Genomic DNA, 26,306 nt, shown 5'->3' on the forward strand with positions numbered 1-26,306 from the left:
TGCGACGCTTGACGCGTCTTATCAGGCCTACAAGTCCGTTGAAAATGCTGGTTTTGTAGGCTGGATAAGGCGTTCACGCCGCATCCGGCAGCCGTGCCCAAATGCCTGATGCGACGCTTGACGCGTCTTATCAGGCCTACAATCCGTTGAAACCGCTGTTTTTGTGCGCCACATCCGGCATATTAACCATGACGCCGAATCGGTTGTTCAGAGTGCCCACGCTGCATCACCCGTTGCAACACTTCCGCTTCCAGCTCCGCTAATCTCACCGACCCTAACCGGCGCGGACGGGGGATATCCACCGTCAAATCCAGACCAATTTTTCCCTCTTCAATTAACAACACCCGGTCCGCCATTGCTACCGCTTCGCTCACATCATGCGTCACCAACAGTACGGTAAAGCCGTGCTCCTGCCAAAGTGACACAATCAAATCCTGCATCTCGAGCCGAGTCAGGGCGTCCAGCGCCCCGAGCGGTTCATCAAGCAATAATAAACCCGGTCGATGAATCAACGCTCTTGCCAGCGCCACACGCTGTTTCTGCCCGCCAGAAAGTGCGGCAGGCCATTCCCGCGCGCGATTCTCCAGCCCTACCGCAGCCAGCGCCCGACGCGCGGCATCGCGCCACTGGCCTTTAAGGCCCAGCCCAACGTTATCAATCACCGATTTCCACGGTAGCAGACGCGCATCCTGAAACATCATTCGCGTGTCTTCCTGAATCTCAGCTAGCGGCGTGGTACCCGCTAACACATCGCCTGCGGTTGGCGTTTCCAGACCTGCCAGCAGGCGCAGCAGGGTACTTTTGCCACCACCGCTGCGGCCCACCACCGCCACAAACTGACCTGCCGGAATATGTAAATCCAGTTGGTTCAGAACGATATTTTCTGCGTAATGTTTGCTTACTGCATTGAGTAACAAGGGTGTGCCCTGGTTCAGACGAGCAGTATTCATACCGTGGCCTCCTTCAAATGATAAGCCGGATTCCAGCGCAGCCAGAGGCGCTCTAACAGCTGCGCGCTGACGTCAGCAAGTTTGCCGAGCAGGGCGTAGAGAATAATGGCGACTACCACCACATCCGTTTGCAAAAACTCCCGCGCATTCATCGCCAGATAACCAATGCCGGAATTGGCAGAAATGGTTTCGGCAACAATCAGCGTCAGCCACATCAGGCCCAACGCAAAACGTACGCCGACCATAATTGAGGGCAGGGCACCAGGCAGGATCACATGGATAAACAGCGGTATGCCGGATAATCCATAGCTACGCGCCATTTCCACCAGACCGCGATCGATATTACGGATGCCGTGCCAGGTGTTGATATAAATGGGGAATAGCGTGCCGAGCGCCACCAGAAAGATTTTTGCGGATTCATCAATGCCAAACCACAAAATCACCAGCGGGATCAGCGCCAGATGCGGCACGTTGCGCAACATCTGAATTGAGGTATCCAGCAGCCTTTCTCCCCAGCGTGACAGCCCGCTAATCAGTCCCAGAATCAAGCCCAGCGATCCGCCAATTGAAAAACCAATCAGCGCCCGCCAGGAGCTGATCGCCAGATGTTGCCACAATTCGCCGCTGGCGGAGAGCGTCCAGAACGCCATTACCACCCCTTCCGGAGAGGGCAAAATACGCGTCGACAGCCAGCCAACCGAGGAGGCCAGTTGCCACACCGCCACGATGCCCACCGGTAAAAACCAGGGGGCAACGCGCAATAACCACTTCTTCACTGGCGTTGCCATTATTTCTTCCTTAGCTTTGCGCGACGTTACGGGGGATAAAATCATTCGCCACCGCTTCGCCTTGCGGATTCAGCGGTTGTGGCTGGGGAATTTCCGGGATGGCGACATCCAGATGTGGGAACAGTAACTCGCCGACCCGATACGCTTCTTCCAGATGCGGGTAGCCCGAAAGCACAAAACTGTCGATGCCAAGTGCAGCGTATTCGTTGATTCGCGCGGCGACCGTAGGACCATCGCCCACCAGCGCCGTCCCGGCACCGCCGCGCACTAAGCCAACACCCGCCCATAAATTGGGGCTGATCTCCAGATTGTCGCGCTTGCCGTTATGTAGCGCCGCCATTCGCTGTTGTCCTACGGAATCCGTTCGGGCGAATGCGGCTTGTGCTTTGGCGATAGTTTCATCATCAAGATGCGAGATTAACCGCGCGGCGGCCTGCCACGCTTCGTCGTTGGTTTCACGAACAATCACATGCAGACGAATACCGAAACGAATTTTGCGTCCATGCGCGGCAGCTTTCGCCCGCACTTGCGCGATCTTCTCTTTTACCAGCTCCGGTGGTTCGCCCCAGGTGAGGTAGAGATCAACCTGTTCAGCGGCCAGATCCTGGGCGACGTCTGACGAGCCGCCAAAGTAAAGCGGAGGATAGGGCTGTTGAATCGGCGGGAAGAGCAGTTTGGCTCCGCGCACATGAATATGTTTGCCGTTGAAATCCACTGTCTCGCCAAGCAACAACCGCCGCCAGACCTGGGTAAATTCTGCCGAGGCTTCGTAACGCTCGCTATGATCAAGGAACACGCCGTCGCCTGCCAGCTCTTGCGGATCGCTGCCTGTGACCAGATTAAACAACGCGCGTCCGTTAGAGAGACGATCCAGCGTGGCGGCCTGGCGGGCAGCAACGGTAGGTGAGGTTACGCTGGGGCGCAGGGCAACAAGAAACTTCAACCGTTGCGTCACCGGGATCATCGACGCCGCCACCAGCCACGCATCTTCACACGAGCGCCCTGTGGGAATTAGCACACCGGTATAGCCCAGACGATCCGCCGCTTGCGCAATTTGTTGCAGATAACCGTGATCAACCGGGCGTGAACCTTCTTCCGTTCCCAGATAATGCCCGTCACCGTGGGTCGGTAAAAACCAGAACATATTCAGACTCATAATTGTTTTCCTTCCAGTTGAGTGGGCTGCCAGATGCGCTGGCGAATATCGACTTTTTTCGGCACCAGACGGTTTTCATAAAACAGATCTGCCGTTTGCTGCTGTAAGGCGGCAACTTCGGCGTTAACCGGTTTGATGGTGGTAGGGGGGCGATGATCTAAATAAGAGGCAATCACCGGCGTTGGTAAGCCCATCGTTTTTGCCAGTAAAGCGATGCTTTGCTCGCGCTGGCTGCGGGTTAACGCATCGGCCTCACTAAAGGTTGCCAGTACGCCCTGAATAAATGCGCCGTTTTTTTCTGCATAGGGACGAGCTGCCAGGTAAAACGAGCCGGTTTGATTAAGATCGGTGCCGTCTTTTAGCACCCGCACGCCGCCCTGTAATAACGCGGCGGAATAGTAGGGATCCCAGATAGCCCAGGCGTCAACGTTACCTTGCTGGAACGCGGCGCGGGCATCGGCAGGCGTCAGGTAAGTGGGCTGAATATCCGTGAATTTAAGCCCGGCCTGGCGTAGTGCGCGCAGTAAAAGATTGTGCGAGCTGGAACCTTTCTGAAAGGCAACTTTGTGACCTTTAAGATCGGCTACGGTTTTGATCGGGCTGTTTTCTGCCACCAGAATCACTTCGGCTTTGGGCTTCGGTGGCTCGACGCCCACGTATACCAAATCAGCCCCGGCAGCCTGGGCAAAGATTGGCGGAATATCCCCGGTACTGCCGAGATCAATACTGCCAACGTTCAACGCCTCCAACATTTGCGGACCCGCGGGAAACTCCACCCACGAGATTTTTGTTTGCGGATAGCGTTTTTCCAGCATTTGGTAATTTTTCGCCAGTACCGAACTGATATTGCTTTTCTGATAGCCAATCCTTAACGCTTCTGGCGAAGATTCCGCGGCAACTGCGAGTGTAGAGACGCTAAGCAATCCCGCAAGCGCCAGTTTAATGATGTTACGCATGGGCATTACCTCGCAGAGAAAGAAGGTCAGGAACCTGAACATCACGGCGGTGAAGTGCCTGCCAGAAAGTTTCTAGCGCGGTATCAAGACGGGTTTGCAGATTTGGCGTGAACTGGGGTTTGTGGTGGTAATTAATTACTTGTGAGTCATCGGCAAACACGCCGTGCAGGATCTCCTGGGCTTTCAGTGCGCTTAAAACCGGTTTAAGGGCGTAATCGACCGCCAAAAGGTGAGCCACCGTGCCGCCCGTCGCCAGCGGCAGCACCACTTTGCCTTGCAAAGCGCGCTCTGGCAGCAGGTCGAGCAGGGTTTTCAGCGCACCGGAATAGGCGGCTTTATACACAGGTGTAGCGACTATCAGTCCATCAGCCTGTTGCAGCTGTTCGGTGAAGGTCTTGAGTGCCGGACTATCGAAACGAGCATAAAGCAGATCTTCCGGGGCGAAGTTTTGCAGATTCCAGTGATAAACCTCTACATCCAGGCCATTCAGTTTTTCCCGCGCATATTCCAGCAAGGAGCTGGAGCGAGAAGGAAAGCGAGGACTACCCGCCAGGGTGATGACACGCATACTCTCTCCTTATAACCAATTGTTCTTGTTTTGTTAAAATTGATAACAATTTGGTCAGTCTGACAGAGGGCGTCCGCGAGTCGAAATGATTTATCTGACGAAGCAAAGCCAAAAAAAGCATAAAAAAAGCGCAATAAGAAAACGTTTGCTATTTATTGCCGCAGGTCAATTCCCTTTTGGTCCGAACTCGCACATAATACGCCCCCGGTTTGCACACCGGGAATCCAGGAGAGTTCATGTACTACCCCTTCGTTCGTAAAGCCCTTTTCCAGCTCGATCCAGAGCGCGCTCATGAGTTTACTTTTCAGCAATTACGCCGTATTACAGGAACGCCGTTTGAAGCACTGGTGCGGCAGAAAGTGCCTGCGAAACCTGTTAACTGCATGGGCCTGACGTTTAAAAATCCGCTTGGTCTGGCAGCCGGTCTTGATAAAGACGGGGAGTGCATTGACGCGTTAGGCGCGATGGGGTTTGGATCTATCGAGATCGGTACCGTCACACCACGTCCACAACCAGGTAATGACAAGCCGCGTCTCTTTCGTTTGGTTGATGCCGAAGGTTTGATCAACCGTATGGGCTTTAATAATCTCGGCGTTGATAACCTCGTTGAGAACGTAAAAAAAGCTCATTACGATGGTGTTCTGGGGATTAATATCGGCAAAAATAAAGATACGCCGGTGGAGCAGGGTAAAGATGACTATCTGATTTGTATGGAAAAAATCTATGCCTATGCGGGATATATCGCTATCAATATTTCATCGCCGAATACCCCAGGACTACGCACACTGCAATATGGCGAAGCGCTGGATGATCTCTTAACCGCGATTAAAAATAAGCAAAATGATTTGCAAGCGATGCACCATAAATATGTGCCGATCGCCGTGAAGATCGCGCCGGATCTTTCTGAAGAAGAATTGATCCAGGTTGCCGATAGTTTAGTTCGCCATAATATTGATGGCGTTATTGCAACCAATACCACGCTCGATCGTTCTCTGGTTCAGGGAATGAAAAATTGTGATCAAACCGGTGGCTTAAGTGGTCGTCCGCTTCAGTTAAAAAGCACAGAAATTATTCGCCGCTTGTCACAGGAATTAAACGGTCGCTTACCGATCATCGGTGTTGGCGGCATTGACTCGGTTATCGCTGCGCGTGAAAAGATTGCTGCGGGGGCCTCACTGGTGCAAATTTATTCTGGTTTTATTTTTAAAGGTCCGCCGCTGATTAAAGAAATCGTTACCCATATCTAATTATTTCTTCGAATTCCTCTTTATAAGATAATCAGGGCTTTATTTTAAGCCCTGGTTGTTTTATATTCATCGCTGTTGCTTATTTAGACATTTTGTACTTTTATTGTTGAGGTTATTAAGCGAAGCGACAATGGATTGTGTTGCTGCGGTTTTATAGGGTAGGGGAGAGGCAAATGCGAATTAAACCAGACGATAACTGGCGTTGGTATTACGATGAAGAGCACGATCGAATGATGCTCGATTTAGCCAATGGTATGCTATTTCGCTCACGTTTTGCGCGCAAAATGTTGACTCCAGATGCCTTTTCTCCCGCAGGCTTTTGCGTTGACGACGCCGCGCTCTATTTCTCATTTGAAGAAAAATGCCGCGATTTTAATTTATCTAAAGAACAAAAAGCCGAACTGGTGCTTAATGCGCTGGTAGCAATTCGTTATCTCAAACCGCAAATGCCGAAAAGCTGGCATTTTGTTTCCCATGGTGAAATGTGGGTGCCCATGCCGGGCGATGCGGCCTGCGTTTGGTTGAGCGACACTTACGAGCAGGTCAATTTGCTGGTCGTTGAATCTGGCGAAAATGCCGCACTGTGCCTGCTGGCACAACCCTGCGTTGTTATTGCGGGTCGCGCGATGCAGTTGGGGGACGCCATCAAAATCATGAATGACAGGCTGAAACCGCAGGTTAATGTTGACAGTTTCAGCCTCGAACAGGCAGTTTAACGCGCTAGTTTAAGCGCAGTCTTCGGCACACAACTACAGCAAAGAATGGTGCCATCATTGCTGATTGCTGATTTTTTGAGCGGGGTGACTTCGCCTTCTAAAAGCTGAACACGGCAGCTTCCACAAATGCCCGCGCGGCAAGAATAAGGGATACGAATTCCCCGATTTTCTAATTGCTCCAGCAGAACCTGTTGGTTATTTCCACGAAATGCCTGCCCTTGCCAGTCAATATCTACATTTGCGTCCGGTTGCTGCGCGGCGTCGACGGTATCGTCCACGGCAGCTGCGCCGTAAACTTTCGCCGGAGCCGTTGCAAGAATTTCCACCTCGTCGCCAACGCGAATCACGCCACTATTACGGGCAATTAAATTCTGACCAAAATCGACATCGCCGTTATCCTGGGCTGTTCGGAAAGATTGCAATGTTTTTAATGGTTCGCCTGCCGGATGTTTTTGCCCTTTTTCTGGGCTGACGGTGGTGAAAATACAGCGGCTACAAGGTTTAACCACATCAAACACCACATCACCAATACGAAGCACTTTCCAGCTATCTTCTTCCCAGGCTGACGCGCCGGAAACCACCAGATTGGGGCGGAATTGCTCCATTTTTACACTGGCCGGACAACGGTGTTGGAGATCACGTAACGAGGCTTCGTTAGCAAGAAGGTAAGGATAGCCATCAGCAAATGACAGAGGTACAGTGTTGTGGCGTTTCACGCGCCGGGTCATTTGTGGCCCCACCCAGCGCAATTGCACTTCGCGGGAGAAAAATCCACTTAACCATTTGTTGATCGCGTCTGGCGCAATTCGCGCGGTAAAATGTGTGCCCCAAACTTCGGTTGGTGCGTCTTGTGTTGCGAAATCAGCAAAACGAACATATGCGCTACTGCCATCTGGTGCGGTGAGATGCAAGCCATCATGCACAGGTGAAGGAGTAAACCGTACCATCTGGGGAAACTGGCGAGCGGTAATAAACGTACCGTCAGGTTCCGTGATCATAAAGATGCGATCGAAGGCCAGACCACTGACATCTGCCAGAGCATGTGTAAGACCAATGCCGCGCATCGATTTAACAGGATGAATAAAAAGCCGGGTTAATGTCGCCACGGTGCGGTCCTCAAATGAAAATAAGCCCTCAACTTTATGACATGACGCGCTTATTAGCTATAATGCGCAACAATTTTCTTAGAGTAAAAGTGACGATATGAATTCTCTGTTTGCCAGTACGGCCCGTGGGCTGGAAGAGCTGTTAAAAACTGAACTGGAAAACCTGGGGGCCGTTGAATGCCAGGTGGTTCAGGGTGGGGTCCATTTTAAGGGCGACACACGGCTTGTTTACCAGAGCCTGATGTGGAGCCGCCTGGCCTCGCGTATTATGTTGCCGCTGGGCGAGTGTAAGGTTTACAGTGATTTAGACCTCTATCTCGGCGTTCAGGCGATCAACTGGACAGAGATGTTTAATCCTGGCGCGACCTTCGCTGTCCATTTCAGTGGTTTAAATGACACCATTCGCAACAGCCAGTACGGCGCGATGAAAGTGAAAGACGCGATCGTCGATGCTTTCACGCGGAAAAATTTGCCGCGTCCAAATGTTGATCGCGATGCGCCGGATATCCGCGTTAACGTCTGGCTGCATAAAGAAACTGCCAGTATCGCCCTTGATCTCAGTGGTGATGGTTTACATCTGCGTGGCTATCGCGATCGTGCTGGTATTGCGCCGATCAAAGAAACCCTGGCAGCCGCGATTGTGATGCGATCCGGCTGGCAGCCGGGAACACCGCTGCTCGATCCAATGTGTGGTTCTGGTACGTTGCTGATTGAAGCTGCGATGCTGGCGACCGATCGCGCACCAGGTTTGCACCGTGGGCGTTGGGGCTTTAGCGGCTGGGCGCAGCATGATGAAGCTATCTGGCAGGAAGTGAAAGCGGAAGCGCAAACTCGCGCCCGTAAAGGCCTGGCTGAGTATAGCTCTCATTTTTACGGTTCGGACAGCGACGCCCGGGTGATTCAACGTGCGCGCACTAACGCACGTCTTGCGGGGATTGGTGAACTGATTACCTTTGAGGTGAAAGATGTTGCGCAACTGACCAATCCGCTGCCGAAAGGGCCGTACGGTACAGTGTTGAGCAACCCGCCATACGGTGAACGTCTGGACAGCGAACCGGCGCTGATTGCGCTGCATAGTCTGCTGGGCCGAATCATGAAAAACCAGTTCGGTGGCTGGAATCTCTCTTTGTTTAGTGCCTCGCCGGATCTACTCAGCTGCTTGCAGCTGCGTGCAGACAAACAGTACAAGGCAAAAAACGGCCCGCTGGACTGCGTACAGAAAAATTACCACGTTGCCGAAAGCACTCCAGACAGCAAACCGGCGATGGTAGCGGAAGACTACGCTAACCGCCTGCGTAAGAACCTCAAAAAATTCGAGAAGTGGGCTCGCCAGGAAGGGATTGAATGTTACCGCCTGTATGACGCCGATCTGCCGGAATATAACGTTGCCGTTGATCGTTATGCCGACTGGGTGGTGGTGCAGGAGTATGCGCCGCCAAAAACTATTGATGCGCACAAAGCGCGTCAGCGTCTGTTCGATATTATCGCTGCAACCATTTCGGTACTGGGGATTGCGCCAAACAAACTGGTGCTGAAAACCCGTGAACGCCAGAAGGGCAAAAATCAGTACCAGAAACTGGGCGAGAAGGGCGAGTTTCTCGAAGTCACCGAATATAACGCTCACTTGTGGGTGAACCTGACGGATTACCTCGATACCGGTCTGTTCCTCGATCACCGTATCGCCCGTCGTATGCTCGGTCAGATGAGCAAAGGCAAAGATTTCCTCAACCTGTTCTCTTATACCGGCAGCGCCACCGTGCACGCGGGATTAGGCGGTGCACGCAGCACTACCACCGTGGATATGTCGCGTACTTATCTGGAGTGGGCAGAACGCAACCTGCGTCTGAATGGCCTAACCGGGCGTGCGCATCGCCTGATTCAGGCCGATTGCCTGGCGTGGCTGCGTGAGGCAAATGAACAGTTCGATCTGATCTTTATCGATCCGCCAACCTTCTCTAACTCAAAACGAATGGAAGATGCGTTTGATGTTCAGCGCGATCATCTGGCGCTGATGAAAGATTTGAAACGTCTGCTGCGTGCTGGTGGGACGATCATGTTCTCGAACAACAAACGTGGCTTCCGTATGGATCTTGACGGACTGGCAAAACTGGGACTGAAAGCACAAGAAATTACGCAAAAAACGCTCTCCCAGGATTTCGCCCGTAACCGCCAGATCCACAACTGCTGGCTGATTACCGCAGCCTGAAAGGAATAGTAATGTCATTAATCAGTATGCATGGCGCATGGCTGTCGTTCAGCGACGCGCCGCTTCTCGATAACGCAGAACTGCATATCGAAGATAACGAACGTGTTTGTCTGGTAGGCCGTAACGGCGCAGGCAAATCGACGTTAATGAAAATCCTCAACCGTGAACAAGGGCTGGATGACGGTCGCATTATTTACGAGCAAGATTTGATTGTCGCTCGTCTGCAACAGGATCCGCCGCGTAACGTTGAGGGTAGCGTTTATGATTTCGTTGCCGAAGGCATTGAAGAACAAGCGGAATACCTGAAACGCTATCACGATATTTCGCGCCTGGTGATGAACGACCCGAGCGAGAAAAATCTCAACGAACTGGCGAAGGTTCAGGAACAGTTGGATCACCACAACCTGTGGCAGCTGGAAAACCGCATTAACGAAGTGCTGGCGCAACTGGGGTTAGATCCTAACGTTGCGCTGTCGTCGCTTTCCGGCGGCTGGTTGCGTAAAGCGGCATTAGGACGCGCGCTGGTGAGCAATCCGCGCGTATTGCTGCTCGACGAACCGACTAACCACCTGGATATCGAAACCATCGACTGGCTGGAAGGATTCCTTAAAACCTTCAATGGGACGATAATTTTCATCTCCCACGACCGTTCGTTTATCCGCAATATGGCGACGCGCATTGTTGATCTCGATCGCGGCAAGTTGGTGACCTATCCTGGGAATTACGACCAGTACCTGCTGGAAAAAGAAGAAGCCCTGCGCGTGGAAGAACTACAAAATGCCGAGTTCGATCGCAAACTGGCGCAGGAAGAGGTGTGGATCCGCCAGGGGATCAAAGCACGCCGTACCCGTAATGAAGGCCGCGTACGCGCCCTGAAAGCAATGCGTCGCGAGCGTGGCGAGCGTCGCGAAGTGATGGGTACCGCAAAGATGCAGGTGGAAGAAGCCAGCCGCTCCGGAAAGATCGTTTTCGAAATGGAAGACGTTTGCTACCAGGTTGACGGTAAGCAACTGGTAAAAGATTTTTCTGCCCAGGTTCTACGTGGCGACAAAATTGCCCTGATTGGCCCGAATGGGTGCGGCAAAACCACGCTGCTGAAACTGATGCTCGGTCAGCTTCAGGCGGACAGCGGGCGTATTCACGTTGGCACCAAACTGGAAGTGGCTTATTTCGATCAGCACCGCGCGGAACTGGATCCCGATAAAACGGTGATGGATAACCTGGCCGAAGGCAAACAAGAAGTGATGGTTAACGGCAAACCACGCCATGTACTGGGTTATTTGCAGGACTTCCTGTTCCATCCGAAACGGGCGATGACGCCGGTACGTGCGCTATCTGGCGGTGAGCGTAACCGCTTGCTGCTGGCGCGTTTGTTCCTCAAACCAAGCAATTTATTGATTCTTGACGAACCGACCAACGACCTTGATGTCGAAACGCTGGAATTGCTGGAAGAACTGATCGACAGCTACCAGGGCACGGTATTGCTGGTGAGCCACGATCGTCAGTTTGTCGATAACACGGTTACAGAATGCTGGATCTTCGAAGGCGGCGGTAAAATTGGTCGTTATGTCGGCGGTTATCATGATGCCCGTGGTCAGCAAGAACAGTATGTGGCGCTTAAACAGCCTGCGGTGAAAAAAACCGAAGAAACCGCCGTGCCAAAAGCAGAAACTGTAAAACGCAGCAGTAGCAAACTAAGCTATAAATTGCAGCGCGAACTGGAGCAGCTACCGCAATTGCTCGAAGATCTGGAGGCGAAGCTGGAAGCCCTACAGACGCAGGTGGCGGATGCTTCCTTCTTCAGTCAGCCCCATGAGCAGACACAAAAAGTGCTCGCCGATATGGCTGCTGCAGAGCAGGAGCTGGAGCAAGCCTTTGAACGCTGGGAGTATCTTGAAGCGTTAAAAAATGGTGGCTGATCGCAAAATAGTCGATTTAAACAGAGACAGCTGACAACGGTAAAATTGCCTGATGCACTGGGTTTATCAGGCATGAAAACCAACACTTTGTTCGTCATCTGTAAAATAGCGCATCATTAAGGAGTACCAATGTGCGAACATCATCATGCCGCGAAGCACATCCTGTGCTCGCAGTGTGACATGCTGGTGGCGTTACCGCGCCTTGAGCATGGTCAGAAAGCGGCATGTCCCCGGTGTGGCACAACGTTAACCGTGGCGTGGGATGCCCCTCGGCAGCGTCCTACCGCCTATGCGTTGGCTGCACTGTTCATGCTGTTGCTGTCCAACTTGTTTCCTTTTGTGAATATGAACGTTGCAGGAGTTACCAGTGAAATTACATTACTGGAAATTCCCGGCGTGCTTTTTTCTGAGGACTACGCCAGCCTCGGCACCTTTTTCCTGTTGTTTGTGCAACTGGTTCCCGCGTTTTGTCTGATAACCATTCTGTTACTGGTGAATCGCGCGGAATTACCGGTCCGTTTAAAAGAGCAACTGGCACGGGTGCTTTTTCAACTCAAAACCTGGGGAATGGCGGAGATTTTCCTCGCGGGTGTGCTGGTGAGTTTCGTTAAACTGATGGCTTACGGCAGCATTGGTGTCGGCAGTAGCTTTCTCCCCTGGTGTTTATTTTGTGTCCTGCAACTGCGCGCCTTTCAGTGCGTTGATCGTCGCTGGTTATGGGACGATATCGCCCCAATGCCAGAACTGCGCCAGCCGCTAAAACCGGGCGTCACGGGGATACGCCAGGGGCTGCGTTCGTGCTCCTGTTGCACGGCAATCCTTCCTGCTGATGAACCTGTGTGCCCGCGCTGTAGTACCAAAGGGTATGTTCGTCGTAGAAACAGCCTGCAGTGGACACTCGCACTGCTTGTTACGTCCATCATGTTGTATCTGCCGGCGAATATTTTGCCCATCATGGTGACGGATTTATTAGGCTCGAAGATGCCGTCGACGATTCTCGCCGGGGTTATTCTGTTATGGAGCGAAGGCTCTTATCCCGTCGCTGCGGTTATCTTTCTGGCCAGTATTATGGTGCCAACGTTAAAGATGATCGCCATCGCGTGGCTGTGTTGGGATGCTAAAGGACATGGCAAGCGCGACAGTGAAAGAATGCATTTGATTTATGAAGTTGTTGAGTTTGTAGGCCGCTGGTCGATGATTGACGTTTTCGTCATCGCGGTGCTCTCGGCGCTGGTGCGTATGGGAGGTTTAATGAGTATTTATCCGGCAATGGGTGCATTAATGTTTGCTTTAGTCGTCATAATGACAATGTTTTCTGCTATGACGTTTGACCCGCGTTTGTCGTGGGATCGTCAACCTGAATCAGAGCATGAGGAGTCCTGACAGTATGGAATCTAATAATGGGGAAGCCAAAATCCAGAAAGTGAAGAACTGGTCTCCCGTGTGGATATTTCCTATCGTCACGGCGCTCATTGGGGCCTGGGTTCTTTTTTATCATTACAGCCATCAGGGGCCGGAAGTGACCCTGATCACCGCGAATGCGGAAGGAATAGAAGGTGGTAAAACCACCATTAAAAGCCGTAGCGTTGACGTCGGCGTGGTTGAAAGCGCCACACTGGCTGATGATTTGACGCACGTTGAAATCAAAGCGCGGCTGAATTCCGGTATGGAAAAATTGCTGCATAAAGATACCGTCTTTTGGGTGGTAAAACCGCAGATTGGTCGAGAAGGGATTAGCGGTCTGGGTACGCTGCTGTCTGGGGTATATATCGAACTGCAACCAGGTGCGAAAGGCAGCAAAATGGATAAATACGATTTGCTGGATTCTCCACCGTTGGCCCCGCCTGATGCAAAAGGTATCCGTGTGATTCTCGATAGTAAAAAAGCCGGGCAGCTCTCGCCAGGAGATCCGGTGCTGTTCCGTGGCTATCGGGTAGGTTCGGTTGAAACCAGCACCTTCGATACGCAAAAACGCAATATCAGCTATCAACTGTTCATCAATGCACCTTATGACCGACTGGTGACCAGCAATGTTCGCTTCTGGAAAGATAGTGGCATTGCGGTTGATTTGACGTCAGCGGGAATGCGTGTGGAGATGGGCTCATTGACAACGCTGCTTAGTGGCGGTGTCAGCTTTGATGTGCCGGAAGGTCTGGATTTAGGGCAGCCAGTGGCACCGAAAACAGCTTTCGTTTTGTATGATGATCAGAAGAGCATTCAGGATTCGTTGTACACCGATCACATTGATTATCTGATGTTCTTTAAAGATTCGGTACGCGGTCTGCAACCGGGAGCTCCGGTAGAATTCCGGGGTATTCGCCTGGGTACCGTAAGCAAAGTACCGTTCTTTGCGCCGAATATGCGGCAGACATTTAACGATGATTACCGTATTCCGGTACTGATTCGTATCGAACCAGAGCGGCTGAAAATGCAGCTTGGTGAAAATGCGGATGTTGTTGAGCACCTTGGCGAATTGTTGAAACGTGGTTTACGCGGATCGCTGAAGACCGGAAATCTGGTCACTGGCGCACTGTATGTTGATCTCGATTTCTATCCAAATAGCCCTGCTATTACCGGTATTCGTGAGTTTAATGGTTATCAGATTATCCCGACCGTTAGCGGTGGCCTGGCGCAAATCCAGCAGCGTCTGATGGAAGCGTTGGATAAGATCAACAAACTGCCATTGAATCCGATGATTGAGCAGGCGACCAGTACGCTTTCTGAAAGTCAGCGCACCATGAAAAACCTGCAAACGACGCTGGATAGCATGAACAAGATCCTCGCCAGCCAGTCGATGCAGCAGTTGCCGACCGATATGCAGTCTACATTACGTGAGTTGAATCGCAGTATGCAGGGCTTCCAGCCTGGCTCCGCAGCCTACAACAAGATGGTGGCGGATATGCAGCGCCTTGATCAGGTGTTGCGTGAACTGCAGCCGGTGCTGAAAACGCTCAACGAGAAGAGTAACGCGCTGGTATTTGAAGCGAAGGACAAAAAAGATCCAGAGCCGAAGAGGGCGAAACAATGAAAAAGTGGCTAGTGACGATTGCGGCACTGTGGCTGGCCGGATGCAGCTCCGGCGAGATCAATAAAAACTATTACCAGTTACCTGTGGTGCAGAGCGGTACACAAAGTACCGCCAGCCAGGGTAATCGCCTGTTATGGGTAGAGCAGGTCGCTGTTCCTGACTATCTGGCCGGAAATGGTGTGGTTTATCAAACCAGTGATGTGAAGTATGTGATTGCCAACAACAACTTGTGGGCCAGCCCGTTGGATCAACAGTTGCGCAACACTCTGGTTGCCAACCTGAGCACGCAACTGCCCGGCTGGGTGGTTGCCTCCCAGCCTCTGGGAAGCGCCCAGGATACGCTCAATGTTACCGTAACGGAGTTTAACGGGCGCTATGATGGCAAGGTCATTGTCAGTGGTGAGTGGCTGTTGAACCACCAGGGACAACTGATCAAACGTCCGTTCCGTCTGGAAGGGGTGCAAACTCAGGATGGTTACGATGAGATGGTTAAGGTGCTGGCCAGTGTCTGGAGTCAGGAAGCCGCTTCTATTGCGCAAGAGATAAAGCGTCTACCTTAATTATAAAGATTTGTAAATATGACCGTCTCCGGTATGTAGCCTGAGGCGGTTTTTTTGTTTCTAACGTGCGGAAAAAGTTGTTCCTCTTCACATTTTTTGTACAACCGACATGCCCGTGTAGCTCACAAATATGACAGTGGCGTGAATTTTGCGCATTGACGGCAGTTATGATTCGCGGTATTGCTTAACTGTGATTGCACATTTAGTAATCACTGTTTTCTTTTCCACCAGAAACCAGTATGAGGGAAACGAGGCATGAAGAGACAAAAACGAGATCGCCTGGAACGGGCACATCAACGTGGTTATCAGGCCGGCATCGCCGGACGCTCAAAAGAAATGTGTCCCTATCAGACGCTGAATCAAAGGTCACAATGGCTGGGAGGCTGGCGAGAAGCCATGGCGGACAGGGTAGTAATGGCCTGATTCTGTCTCTTTAAAAAGAAACCTCCGCAATGCGGAGGTTTCGCCTTTTTATACTCTGTCTGATTTCAATCAGAAGGCAGACGTATCCTGGAACAGACCGACTTTCAGGTCGCTGGCGGTATAGATCAGACGACCATCAACCAGCACTTCGCCATCTGCCAGACCCATAATCAGACGACGATTAACAATGCGTTTAAAGTGAATACGGTAGGTCACTTTTTTCGCTGTCGGCAGAACCTGACCAGTGAATTTCACTTCGCCAACACCCAGTGCGCGGCCTTTACCTTCGCCGCCCAGCCAGCCGAGGTAGAACCCTACCAGCTGCCACATTGCGTCCAGGCCCAGGCATCCCGGCATAACCGGATCGCCAATGAAGTGGCATCCGAAGAACCACAGATCCGGATTGATATCCAGTTCTGCTTCAACATACCCTTTGTCGAAGTTCCCCCCCGTTTCGGTCATTTTGACGACACGGTCCATCATCAGCATGTTCGGTGCTGGCAATTGCGGGCCTTTAGCGCCAAACAGTTCACCGCGACCAGAGGCAAGAAGGTCTTCTTTTGTATAGGATTCGCGTTTATCTACCATGTTCTCTGTAAGCCTTATTTTATTGAAGCACGCAGGATAGCTAACACGTGTACGCTGAACAAGTCCGATCAGTTCGGAATAAACCAGTTCAGCCAACGTAATGGCCATGGAAAACGGTGACGTCCTTCCTGTTGCGATGCTTGCGCGATACGTTCCTGGATGGTTTGCATCAGCGTCGTTTGGCCTTCGCCATCCCACACCAGATTTAATAATAACGGCAGTGCGTCAGTCACATCGTCTACTGCCCAGATGGTGAATTTGCCTTCTTCTACCGCTTTCACCAGTTCACTGTGAAGACTTAAATGGCGAACGTTAGCAGTGGGGATAATGACACCTTGTTTCCCCGTTAACTCACGTTGCTGGCAAATAGCAAAGAAGCCTTCGATTTTCTCATTTAAACCACCGACTGGCTGGGCGCGACCGAATTGATCGACTGAACCTGTGATAGCAATACTCTGATTCACCGGCACATCGGCGAGGGCGCTTATCAGGGCGCAGAGTTCAGCCATTGAGGCACTATCGCCATCCACTTCGCTATATGACTGCTCAAATGTCAGCGATGCTGAGAAGGGGATCTGTTGCTCAAGCTGAAGTTCCGACATCAGGAACGCCTGCATGATCATCATCCCTTTCGCATGGATATTGCCGCCAAGCTCCGCTTTGCGTTCGATGTCAGTGAATTCACCATCGCCAATATGTACAACGCAGCTAATGCGAGAAGGTTCGCCAAAAGCGCGCGGATGACCCGGAAATTCAATGACCGAAAGGGCGTTAATTTGCCCGATGCGTTCGCCTTCGGTTTCAATCAGGATTTGCTCCTGAAGGATCTCATCCTGCATGCGTTCAGCGAGGAAACCTTCACGCCATTCACGCTGCTGCAGCATTAAGTTTAGCTGCTCGCCGGAGAAGGTGTCGCCATCGCACAGGGAGGCGACCTCTTTACACTGGCGGAGGATCCACTGCGGGCTAAGCGGAAGTGTTTCTTGTTCACCGGTGTAGCGTGCTGCTTCGCGGATAAGTACCGGCCAGGCATCCGCTCCCGGTGCAGGTAAGTGATTATGTCTGGCGGCCAATGTCACCCAGCGACACCACTGGCTTACTGACTCCGTATCGACAATCTGCAGAGTGTCTTCAAATTCGCTATAAATAGCCTGCTCTGAAAGCTCTGGTTCCATCTCCTGGAAATCAGCTAATGATTCGCGTTCGCCTACCAGAATGACTTTCAGCTTCAATGGCATCGAAGGCACAGAGACGGGGAGAGGGCGGGACTCATCAAACGCAACCCAGTCAAAACGCTCGCGGTTAACGATATTTTTCAGCCGCATCCACAGCAGAGGTTGCGCCAGCAGTGTACGCAAAGAGATGATGAGAATACCGCCATTTGCCTGATGCACCAGACCTGGCTGCAGGGTAATGTCACCATTAAACTGGCGCAGGCAGCCAAAGAGTTGTTCCGCTTCTACCCAGTCGGCAGCGACAACTTGCGTTAAAGTCGCAAAATTATCATCTGCACTCACTGCGTTACGTAAGCGGATGGTGTGGCCGGAAACCTCATAGTGACCGCCCACCAGTTGGCCTGCATCGCTTTGTAGCGCACGCGCGGCATCGGCAATAAGATTCAGATACTCAGACTCTTCCGGGGCCTTCGCCAGCATAAAAGAGGAGGATGCTCGCGTATGCAGCAACTGCTCCAGCGCAAATTGCAGTCGCGGTTGAGTATCACTGAATAAAGGATCGTTTTCGTCAATCAAATGTGGCTGAGCAAATATTTCCTGATAGCTATCGGTATCAGGAACCAGGTCACGCCATGCAAGTTTCGTAATGGTCAAAGTTGATGTTTTTTAGTCTGTTGTCAAAGCCGCGATTATACCGTAACCGGCACTGCAGCACACGTAGAAAGCACCGACAATACTCCTGGCATGGGCGTTAAAGCTCACAGGATGGAGATTCTTTTCTTCACTGGCCTAAAAAGCTGATATTCTGTAAAGAGTTACACGGTAACATTGAGATCGCTATGAAATATCAACAACTTGAAAATCTTGAAAGCGGTTGGAAATGGAAGTATCTGGTGAAGAAGCACCGCGAAGGGGAGTTAATCACCCGTTACATAGAAGCCAGTGCCGCCCAGGAAGCCGTCGATGTGTTGCTCTCGCTGGAAAATGAACCCGTGCTGGTAAATGGCTGGATTGACAAGCATATGAATCCGGAACTGGTCAATCGCATGAAGCAGACCATTCGGGCCAGACGAAAGCGCCATTTTAATGCGGAACACCAGCATACGCGCAAAAAATCGATCGATCTGGAATTTATTGTCTGGCAACGTCTGGCTGGTCTGGCGCAGCGTCGCGGTAAAACACTTTCCGAAACGATTGTTCAGCTGATTGAAGATGCGGAAAACAAAGAGAAATACGCGAATAAAATGTCTTCTTTAAAGCAGGATCTGCAGGCATTACTGGGTAAGGAATAACTGTCGAGAGTCAGTTCAATTTACGCAAGGCGAAAAAAACCCCGCAGCTGCGGGGTTTTTCTATCAGACGATAACTTAAGCCTGCGGCTGAGTTACAACGTCTTTGATGCCTTTAACTTCGATCTCTACGCGACGATCCGGAGCCAGGCAGTCGATCAGCGCAGCACGCTGTTTCACGTTGTCACAGGTGTTGCCAGTAACCGGGTTGGATTCACCCATACCACGTGCAGAGATTTTGTCTGCCGGGATACCTTTAGAGATCAGGTAATCAACAACGGACTGAGCACGACGCTCGGACAGACCCTGGTTGTAAGCGTCAGAACCGATGCGGTCAGTGTAACCCAGAACAACTACGGAACCATCTTTCGGATCCAGGTTGCTCAGCTGGCTGTACAGCTGATCCAGAGCAGCCTGACCTTCCGGTTTCAGGGTTGCTTTGTTGAAGTTGAACAGAACGTCAGACTTCAGAGTGAAGTGCTTGGTCTGTACTTCCGGTGCCGGAGCTGGTGCCGGAGCAACTACTGGAGCTGCTTCGCCCTGACCGAAACGGTAGGAAACACCCAGGCTCAGCAGGCCGTTGTCCGGACGAGTACCGATGGTGTGTGCGTCACCGATGTTGTTGGTCCACTGGTATTCCAGACGGGTAGCGATTTCAGGAGTGATCGCGTACTCAACACCGCCAGCGAAGACCGGAGAAACACCGGTATCGTGGTCTTTAAAGGATGCGCCACCAGGTACGTTAGCCTTGGTGTCTGCACGCCATACCATACCACCCAGACGAGTGTAGATGTCCAGATCGTCAGTGATTGGGTAACCCAGTTTGGCGGTCAGTTGAACGCCCTGAGCTTTATATGCGCCATTGATGTTGTCGCCTTTGTACGGCATACGACCTAACCAGTCGTAACCCATTTCAAAGCCAACATACGGGTTAACCTGGTAACCACCAAAAGCACCTGCACCCAGTTGGTTTTCGTGGGTCGGACCATTGTTGTTGATGAAACCAGTGTCATGGTACTGGGACCAGCCCAGTTTAGCACCAGTGTACCAGGTGTTATCTTTCGGAGCGGCCTGCGCTACGGTAGCGAAACCAGCCAGTGCCACTGCAATCGCGATAGCTGTCTTTTTCATTTTTTGCGCCTCGTTATCATCCAAAATACGCCATGAATATCTCCAACGAGATAACACGGTTAAATCCTTCACCGGGGGATCTGCTCAATATTAACTCTACCGATATCTTCGGCTTATGCCGAGCACCCCTGGCGATGTAAAGTCTACAACGTAGTTGAAAACTTACAAGTGTGAACTCCGTCAGGCATATGAAAAAAAAGTCTTGTATAAGGTACGTTTAATCTTTTTTGTCAGCGACAATTTACAGAAGAAAATCGCGGAAACCGCTTCAGACAAGACTTCGCAAGGAATATTAGTCACGACTGAAAGCATTGGCTGGGCGACAAAAAAAGTTCCAGGATTACTCCTAAATTTACTTAATGATACAAATTAGAGTGAATTTTTAGCCCGGAAAGTTGTCTCGTTGCGTGAGAGGATGCGCTTACCGGACGCATAATAAACCCCATAGCGTTACCTTCATTTGCCGCATCAACAAGTTCAGCATGCTCTTCTTCAGTCAAATCATCTGCCAACCAACCGATCACCACACTGTAATTGCCCGTGCGTAAAGCGCGAACCATTGACTCCACAGTGTGGCAAGGGGAGAGCTGGCTAATCTGCATCACTTTCGTTAAGGGTAGCCCAGATGCCTGAACCCATTCCCGACTCAGTTTTTGTTGCGGTGTTAACCAGAGTTGCCAGCGCGATTGCTGACCGAGTTGCTGTAACAATGGCAACAGTAGAAGTTGCGTCATCATGGGCTGATCTTCGCGATAGACAACTTCACTGATAAGCCCGGCTGTAGTGTTTTCCGTAGAGACACGCGCAATTTTACTTGCTGCGGATGAGAACGACGAAGAACGATGTGCATAGCCTGAAGTGTACATAATCAATCCAGCCCCTGTGAGTTACTGTATGGATGTACAGTACATCCAGTGACGACAAAGATCAACCCTATTTTCGGAAAGAGCCTCGCAAATTTTGTCGTTAGTGACGGGAAAACATAAATTAATCTTGCCCCTTAAGAATAAGTTGCCTATTTTCGTAGTTAACGGATCCGTTAATGTGAATCATTCTTTTATGTTATGATTTTAAAAGGAATTTTATGAAAAGCCTCTCCTATAAGCGGATCTATAAATCACAAGAATACCTGGCAACGTTGGGCACAATTGAATACCGATCATTGTTTGGTAGTTACAGCCTGACCGTTGACGACACGGTGTTTGCGATGGTTTCTGATGGTGAGTTGTATCTTCGGGCTTGTGAGCAAAGTGCACAGTACTGTGTAAAACATCCGCCTGTCTGGCTGACATATAAAAAGTGTGGCCGATCCGTTACCCTCAATTACTATCGGGTTGATGAAAGTCTATGGCGAAATCAACTGAAGCTGGTGCGTCTGTCGAAATATTCTCTCGATGCAGCGCTGAAAGAGAAAAGCACGCGCAATACCCGGGAAAGACTGAAAGATTTGCCCAATATGTCTTTTCATCTGGAAGCGATACTCGGGGAGGTGGGGATTAAGGATGTACGGGCGTTACGTATACTTGGGGCAAAAATGTGTTGGTTGCGACTGCGGCAGCAAAACAGTCTGGTGACAGAAAAGATTCTGTTTATGCTTGAAGGGGCCATTATCGGCATTCATGAAGCTGCGCTCCCGGTGGCACGCCGCCAGGAGCTTGCAGAATGGGCTGACTCTCTTACGCCGAAACAGGAGTTTCCTGCGGAACTTGAGTAATCTGGCGTTGCAGACGACCAATCTCTGGCAGTAATGCAATCAATAACCCGACTTGTTGTACGACCAGAGGTTCTTTGCTGTCTGCCCGTGGTTCAAGTTGCTGCATCCGCTGTTTCAGGTCAGCTAATGCCTGATTGACGCGTTCTTCATCAGCAGGTTGATGATGTAGCGCGTCATCAACATAGCAAACTGCGTCATCAAGAAACGCCAGAATTTCAGGATTAGTTAACTGCTCCCGGTGAGCACCGAGGGCTGAGATATAGCTGGTAAACGTATGGTTAAGGCACAGCAACCGAAACGCGGCCTCGCGAATTTGCGGGGTAACGTTCGGCTCGCTGGACATATTTGATACCACCGACGCCAGTTCAGCATCACGGTTGTGTGCATCGCGGCGGGCAATACGATACGCCAGACGGTTATCACGCCCCTGATGGTATTGCTCCAGTATGGCATCGAGATAGCGACAGTTGGCCTCGGTGGCACGTTCGAGCATGCGCGGCAGATTGCGAAACTTCCAGTCAGGCCAGATGTAGCTCACCGCCGCCCACGCAATGGCACAACCAATCAGCGTATCGATTACGCGAGGTAACGCCACTTCAAAACCTTCACCCAGCAAGTTAAAACAAAGTAGCACCAAAAGTGTGATGAACATCGTTGCATGGGCATATTGCACGTTACGGAAGGCAAAAAAGAGCACGCCGGTAATAACCAGCAGCACCAGCTGCCCTTCCAGTGACGGCACAAACCACAGCACAGGAATGCCAATGGCGATACCTACCAGCGTACCAATAATCCTTAACTTCAGGCGGTGGCGCGTGGCGTTATAGTTTGGCTGGCAGACAAACAAACTTGTCAGCAATATCCAATACCCGTGATGCATTCCGGTTATCTGAATGATGGCGTAGCCGAAGCACAACACCAGCGACATTCTTACCGCATGACGGAAGAGGGCGGATTCCGGTGTGAAGTGACGGCTAAGACGCAGCCAGATATCACTCAATCCGTGCGGGCTGTCATCAGCGAGCTCATTTTCGTCATTATTATGGGGCAGTGCCTGGGCCTGTTCTGATTCAATTGTTGCCAGTTGGGCATCAATAGCGCGTAAATTGTTCAGCAAAAATCCCAGTGTTTTGAGTAAATCGGCAGGCGCGCCGTTATCGCGCATCCGCTCCAGCGCAGCATCAATATGCGTAAAAGCGCGCTCAAAATGCGGATCATGTTGATAAGGCTGACGCAGCAAAATACAACGTGACAGTTGCTGGCACGCCTGGCCCTGCATCGACATCAGTCGCTGAAAACGGAACAGCACGTCGCTGTGGCGAAAATGTTCACGCAATGTTTGATACTGAATATGAGAAGAACTGGCACGCTCGTGAATATCCTGCGCGACAAAGTAATAATGCAGCGTGCGACGCGTTCCCCGTTGACCACGATCGCCACGTAAGCGGGTCAGCAGCGAGAGTTTCGTCTGATTCAATGTCGCCATCAGCTGACCGTTGGCGAGAGCCAAATCGTACAGCGGTGCCTGGCTTTCATCTTCAATATCAGGATCAAACATGCGCGACTTGAGCTCAAGATAACGCGCCAGTTGTTCATAGCAACGCGCCAGGTTGTCCTGTAACGGGCGGACCGGGAACAGCAGATGACCAATAAGTGTCAGGACGTTGTACCAGACGGCACCGGCCAGCAGATACATCGGCTGCTGATACCAGTGCTCATACAGTGACGTCCCCAACATAGTGTAAATGGCGATCAGTAACGCACCGAAGGCAATTGTTGCATAGCGTTGACCCAGACCGCCGAGCAAAATGAAGCCGCTGGTAGAGAGCGTTAAACCAATTGCAAATAGCCAGGGCCAGGGAAACAGCAATTCTACTGAGGCCGAGGCGATAAAAAAGCAGAACAGCGTAATGATGAGGTTACGCAAACGTCCCGCCAGCCGGTCATCGAGATCGGTCAGCGCCGCTGCCACCATCCCCAGCGTCAGCGGAATCGTCAGTTTTACATCACCCAGCCACCACGGAAACGCTGTGGTTCCACAAAGCGCAATAAAAATACGCGCGTAATACAGCCAGGCGCTGTTCCAGGTATAGCGTTTGAGCAAAGGACTTAGCATAAAGGCCATATTAGTGGATTATTCAAAACGACGACGTGCATTGGCTTCACGCGCAGCTTGCGCTGTTTCTACCGATACCACGCGACGACCGACCGGCCATAGTGCAATAGCGGCAATTTTAAAGTTCGCAATGCCGACAGGAATGCCAATGATGGAAATACATTGTGCGATGCCCGTTGCAATGTGCATCAGGCATAACCACCAGCCAAAGAAAATCAGCCAGAAAATATTCAATACCGTACCGCCAGTATTCAGCAGCACATTTTTGCCAGCCGGGTTCAGTTCATCGACATGAATAGCTTCATTGCCATAAGGCACCAGAGACAGTTTAGTGATCTCCCAGCAGGATCGTGTCAGCGGTAAGGTAAAAATTAGCACAATACTGACCAGAGTCGCCAACAGCCAGCCCAGAGTGGTGGCAAATCCGCCAAGCACAAAGTTCAGAATGTTCAAAACGGTACGCATAAAACCTCGCTTTACTGTGGTTTTCAGTAATGGGCGGCAATTGTAACGTTTTTTTGGGCTGGAGCACGTTTTCTCTGACGGTTACACTGATAAGAAATCATTTCGTGTGGATCTACAGAGTCATGGAACTGAAAGCGACAACGCTTGGAAAACGTCTGGCACAGCACCCTTACGATCGGGCGGTGATCCTCAATGCCGGGATTAAAGTCTCCGGCGATCGCCACGAATACCTTATTCCTTTCAATCAATTACTGGCAATTCACTGTAAGCGCGGTCTGGTATGGGGCGAGCTGGAATTTGTACTGCCGGACGAAAAAGTGGTGCGTCTGCACGGCACCGAATGGGGCGAGACGCAGCGTTTTTACCATCATCTTGATGCTCACTGGCGGCGGTGGAGTGCGGAGATGAGCGAAATTGCGGCTGGTGTTTTACGCCAGCAACTGGATTTGATTGCCACGCGCACCGGAGAAAATAAATGGCTGACGCGTGAGCAAACTTCTGGCGTGCAGCAACAAATCCGCCAGGCTTTGTTGGCGTTGCCGTTGCCGGTCAACCGACTGGAAGAATTCGATAACTGCCGTGAGGCGTGGCGTAAATGTCAGGCCTGGTTAAAAGATATTGAAGGCGCTCGGTTGCAGCATAATCAGGCGTATACCGAAGCTATGCTTACCGAGTATGTGGATTTTTTCCGTCAGGTTGAGTCTTCACCGCTGAATCCGGCGCAGGCCCGGGCAGTCGTTAACGGCGAGCATTCTCTGTTAGTGCTGGCCGGTGCAGGAAGCGGAAAAACGTCGGTGCTGGTGGCCCGTGCAGGCTGGTTGCTGGCGCGTGGTGAAGCGTCCCCTGAGCAAATTTTATTGCTGGCGTTTGGTCGCAAAGCAGCTGAAGAGATGGACGAGCGTATCCGAGAACGACTACATACCGAAGACATTACCGCACGCACATTTCATGCGCTGGCGCTGCATATTATTCAGCAGGGCAGCAAAAAAGTTCCGACAGTCAGCAAACTAGAAAATGATACCGCTGCCCGTCATGAACTCTTTATTGCTGAGTGGCGTAAGCAATGCAGCGAAAAGAAAGCGCAGGCGAAGGGCTGGCGGCAATGGCTGACGGAAGAAATGCAGTGGTCAGTGCCAGAAGGTAACTTCTGGGATGATGAGAAATTACAGCATCGTCTTGCTTCTCGCCTCGATCGCTGGGTAAGTCTGATGCGAATGCACGGCGGTGCACAGGCAGAAATGATTGCCAATGCACCTGAAGAGATTCGCGACTTGTTCAGTAAACGTATCAAGTTGATGGCCCCGTTATTAAAAGCCTGGAAAGGTGCGCTGAAGGCAGAAAACGCTGTCGATTTTTCCGGCCTTATTCACCAGGCGATTGTGATTCTGGAGAAAGGTCGCTTTATCAGCCCGTGGAAGCATATTCTGGTTGATGAATTTCAGGATATCTCGCCGCAGCGTGCAGCGTTGTTAGCGGCATTACGCAAGCAAAACAGTCAAACGACGTTGTTCGCCGTTGGCGATGACTGGCAGGCGATTTACCGTTTCAGCGGTGCGCAAATGTCGCTCACCACCGCTTTCCATGAAAACTTTGGTGAAGGCGATCGCTGTGATTTAGACACGACTTACCGTTTTAACAGTCGTATCGGTGAGGTGGCAAACCGTTTTATTCAGCAGAACCCTGGCCAGCTGAAAAAGCCGCTAAACAGCTTAACCAATGGAGACAAAAAAGCCGTCACGTTATTGGATGAGAGTCAACTTGATGCTTTGCTGGATAAGCTCTCTGGTTATGCCAAACCGGAAGAGCGCATTCTGATCCTGGCGCGTTACCATCACATGAGGCCTGCCAGCCTGGAAAAAGCGGCAACACGCTGGCCGAAGTTGCAAATCGATTTTATGACCATTCATGCCAGCAAAGGGCAACAGGCGGATTACGTCATCATCGTTGGCTTGCAGGAGGGGAGTGATGGTTTTCCGGCTGCGGCGCGGGAGTCGATTATGGAAGAGGCGCTACTACCCCCGGTTGAGGATTTTCCGGACGCTGAAGAACGGCGGTTAATGTACGTGGCGCTGACCCGGGCACGCCATCGGGTATGGGCATTGTTTAACAAAGAGAATCCCTCTCCCTTTGTCGAAATACTGAAAAATCTGGATGTGCCGGTGGCGAGAAAACCGTAGGAAACAGGTGGCGTTTGCCACCTGTGTA

23 protein-coding genes are annotated in these 26,306 nt (G+C 51.3%); 11 read left to right on the plus strand and 12 right to left on the minus strand.

The window, feature by feature from the left end; all coding sequences use genetic code 11:
• Nucleotides 1–182 precede the first annotated feature (182 nt).
• From ssuB to ssuE, 5 genes are read right to left on the minus strand one after another with little or no spacing between them, the layout of a single operon-like run.
• Nucleotides 183–950, minus strand: a complete 768-nt coding sequence (gene ssuB / locus BEB54_RS05215; RefSeq protein ID WP_032302800.1) for an aliphatic sulfonates ABC transporter ATP-binding protein — start codon at nt 948–950, stop codon at nt 183–185.
• Nucleotides 947–1,738 carry an aliphatic sulfonate ABC transporter permease SsuC gene (gene ssuC, locus BEB54_RS05220; protein WP_000235189.1) on the minus strand — a complete coding sequence of 264 codons (792 nt, stop codon included), beginning with the start codon at nt 1,736–1,738 and terminating at the stop codon, nt 947–949. Before ssuC ends, ssuB begins: the two co-directional genes overlap by 4 nt.
• Before the next feature lie 10 nt (nt 1,739–1,748).
• Nucleotides 1,749–2,894 carry an FMNH2-dependent alkanesulfonate monooxygenase gene (gene ssuD, locus BEB54_RS05225; protein WP_105277074.1) on the minus strand — a complete coding sequence of 382 codons (1,146 nt, stop codon included), beginning with the start codon at nt 2,892–2,894 and terminating at the stop codon, nt 1,749–1,751.
• Nucleotides 2,891–3,850, minus strand: a complete 960-nt coding sequence (gene ssuA, locus BEB54_RS05230; protein WP_105271005.1) for an aliphatic sulfonate ABC transporter substrate-binding protein SsuA — start codon at nt 3,848–3,850, stop codon at nt 2,891–2,893. Before ssuA ends, ssuD begins: the two co-directional genes overlap by 4 nt.
• Nucleotides 3,843–4,418 carry an NADPH-dependent FMN reductase gene (gene ssuE / locus BEB54_RS05235; protein ID WP_105277075.1) on the minus strand — a complete coding sequence of 192 codons (576 nt, stop codon included), beginning with the start codon at nt 4,416–4,418 and terminating at the stop codon, nt 3,843–3,845. The genes ssuA and ssuE overlap by 8 nt, the downstream gene beginning before the upstream one ends.
• 236 nt (nt 4,419–4,654) lie before the next feature.
• Here ssuE and pyrD point away from each other — a divergent pair, with 236 nt between their 5' ends.
• Nucleotides 4,655–5,665 (plus strand): quinone-dependent dihydroorotate dehydrogenase, encoded by a 1,011-nt coding sequence (gene pyrD, locus BEB54_RS05245; RefSeq protein WP_001305914.1) that lies wholly within the window; start codon nt 4,655–4,657, stop codon nt 5,663–5,665.
• A gap of 173 nt (nt 5,666–5,838) precedes the next feature.
• Complete coding sequence (zapC, locus tag BEB54_RS05250; protein ID WP_032302806.1) at nt 5,839–6,381, plus strand: cell division protein ZapC; 543 nt, start codon at nt 5,839–5,841, stop codon at nt 6,379–6,381.
• On the opposite strand, the gene ycbX is transcribed toward zapC, so the two are convergent.
• On the minus strand, nt 6,378–7,487 hold the full coding sequence (gene ycbX / locus BEB54_RS05255) for a 6-N-hydroxylaminopurine resistance protein YcbX (RefSeq protein WP_105277078.1): 1,110 nt from the start codon (nt 7,485–7,487) through the stop codon (nt 6,378–6,380). The genes zapC and ycbX overlap by 4 nt on opposite strands.
• Before the next feature lie 97 nt (nt 7,488–7,584).
• On the opposite strand from ycbX, the gene rlmKL reads away from it, so the two are divergent.
• The 6 genes from rlmKL (at nt 7,585) to rmf (ending at nt 15,623) form a co-directional block, all read left to right on the plus strand.
• Nucleotides 7,585–9,693 (plus strand): bifunctional 23S rRNA (guanine(2069)-N(7))-methyltransferase RlmK/23S rRNA (guanine(2445)-N(2))-methyltransferase RlmL, encoded by a 2,109-nt coding sequence (gene rlmKL, locus BEB54_RS05260; RefSeq protein WP_001086527.1) that lies wholly within the window; start codon nt 7,585–7,587, stop codon nt 9,691–9,693.
• A gap of 11 nt (nt 9,694–9,704) precedes the next feature.
• The gene (locus BEB54_RS05265) at nt 9,705–11,612 is read left to right on the plus strand and encodes an ABC transporter ATP-binding protein (protein ID WP_032302808.1); all 1,908 of its coding nucleotides are present in this window, start codon (nt 9,705–9,707) and stop codon (nt 11,610–11,612) included.
• 129 nt (nt 11,613–11,741) lie between these two features.
• On the plus strand, nt 11,742–12,995 hold the full coding sequence (gene pqiA, locus BEB54_RS05270; RefSeq protein ID WP_000333176.1) for a membrane integrity-associated transporter subunit PqiA: 1,254 nt from the start codon (nt 11,742–11,744) through the stop codon (nt 12,993–12,995).
• Nucleotides 12,996–12,999: 4 nt separating this feature from the next.
• Nucleotides 13,000–14,640, plus strand: a complete 1,641-nt coding sequence (pqiB, locus tag BEB54_RS05275; protein WP_000445539.1) for an intermembrane transport protein PqiB — start codon at nt 13,000–13,002, stop codon at nt 14,638–14,640.
• The gene (gene pqiC / locus BEB54_RS05280) at nt 14,637–15,200 is read left to right on the plus strand and encodes a membrane integrity-associated transporter subunit PqiC (RefSeq protein ID WP_000759110.1); all 564 of its coding nucleotides are present in this window, start codon (nt 14,637–14,639) and stop codon (nt 15,198–15,200) included. The genes pqiB and pqiC overlap by 4 nt, the downstream gene beginning before the upstream one ends.
• A gap of 255 nt (nt 15,201–15,455) precedes the next feature.
• Nucleotides 15,456–15,623, plus strand: a complete 168-nt coding sequence (gene rmf, locus BEB54_RS05285; RefSeq protein WP_000828648.1) for a ribosome modulation factor — start codon at nt 15,456–15,458, stop codon at nt 15,621–15,623.
• A 69-nt stretch (nt 15,624–15,692) separates the two neighbouring features.
• Here rmf and fabA read toward each other — a convergent pair whose 3' ends face one another.
• Both fabA and BEB54_RS05295 read right to left on the minus strand, forming a co-directional pair.
• Nucleotides 15,693–16,211, minus strand: coding sequence for a bifunctional 3-hydroxydecanoyl-ACP dehydratase/trans-2-decenoyl-ACP isomerase (gene fabA, locus BEB54_RS05290; protein ID WP_000227927.1), 519 nt, complete (start codon nt 16,209–16,211; stop codon nt 15,693–15,695).
• A gap of 68 nt (nt 16,212–16,279) precedes the next feature.
• Entirely contained in the window at nt 16,280–18,040 is a 1,761-nt protein-coding gene (locus tag BEB54_RS05295; protein ID WP_105282148.1) for an AAA family ATPase, read from the minus strand.
• A gap of 185 nt (nt 18,041–18,225) precedes the next feature.
• Here BEB54_RS05295 and matP point away from each other — a divergent pair, with 185 nt between their 5' ends.
• Nucleotides 18,226–18,678 carry a macrodomain Ter protein MatP gene (matP, locus tag BEB54_RS05300; protein ID WP_000877161.1) on the plus strand — a complete coding sequence of 151 codons (453 nt, stop codon included), beginning with the start codon at nt 18,226–18,228 and terminating at the stop codon, nt 18,676–18,678.
• A gap of 75 nt (nt 18,679–18,753) precedes the next feature.
• On the opposite strand, the gene ompA is transcribed toward matP, so the two are convergent.
• Nucleotides 18,754–19,806 (minus strand): porin OmpA, encoded by a 1,053-nt coding sequence (ompA, locus tag BEB54_RS05305; RefSeq protein WP_000750415.1) that lies wholly within the window; start codon nt 19,804–19,806, stop codon nt 18,754–18,756.
• Between the two features lie 356 nt (nt 19,807–20,162).
• Nucleotides 20,163–20,672 (minus strand): SOS-induced cell division inhibitor SulA, encoded by a 510-nt coding sequence (sulA, locus tag BEB54_RS05315; RefSeq protein WP_000288710.1) that lies wholly within the window; start codon nt 20,670–20,672, stop codon nt 20,163–20,165.
• A 218-nt stretch (nt 20,673–20,890) separates the two neighbouring features.
• Here sulA and sxy point away from each other — a divergent pair, with 218 nt between their 5' ends.
• On the plus strand, nt 20,891–21,520 hold the full coding sequence (gene sxy, locus BEB54_RS05320; RefSeq protein WP_000839153.1) for a CRP-S regulon transcriptional coactivator Sxy: 630 nt from the start codon (nt 20,891–20,893) through the stop codon (nt 21,518–21,520).
• On the opposite strand, the gene yccS is transcribed toward sxy, so the two are convergent.
• The gene (gene yccS, locus BEB54_RS05325; protein ID WP_000875038.1) at nt 21,483–23,645 is read right to left on the minus strand and encodes a YccS family putative transporter; all 2,163 of its coding nucleotides are present in this window, start codon (nt 23,643–23,645) and stop codon (nt 21,483–21,485) included. The genes sxy and yccS overlap by 38 nt on opposite strands.
• A gap of 9 nt (nt 23,646–23,654) precedes the next feature.
• Nucleotides 23,655–24,101, minus strand: coding sequence for a YccF domain-containing protein (locus BEB54_RS05330; protein ID WP_001261235.1), 447 nt, complete (start codon nt 24,099–24,101; stop codon nt 23,655–23,657).
• A 122-nt stretch (nt 24,102–24,223) separates the two neighbouring features.
• On the opposite strand from BEB54_RS05330, the gene helD reads away from it, so the two are divergent.
• Nucleotides 24,224–26,278, plus strand: coding sequence for a DNA helicase IV (helD, locus tag BEB54_RS05335; RefSeq protein WP_105277080.1), 2,055 nt, complete (start codon nt 24,224–24,226; stop codon nt 26,276–26,278).
• Nucleotides 26,279–26,306: the final 28 nt, after the last annotated feature.

Origin of the sequence: Escherichia sp. MOD1-EC6021 (genome assembly GCF_002965245.1) — a bacterium.
Classification (GTDB): Bacteria; Pseudomonadota; Gammaproteobacteria; order Enterobacterales; family Enterobacteriaceae; genus Escherichia; species Escherichia coli_F.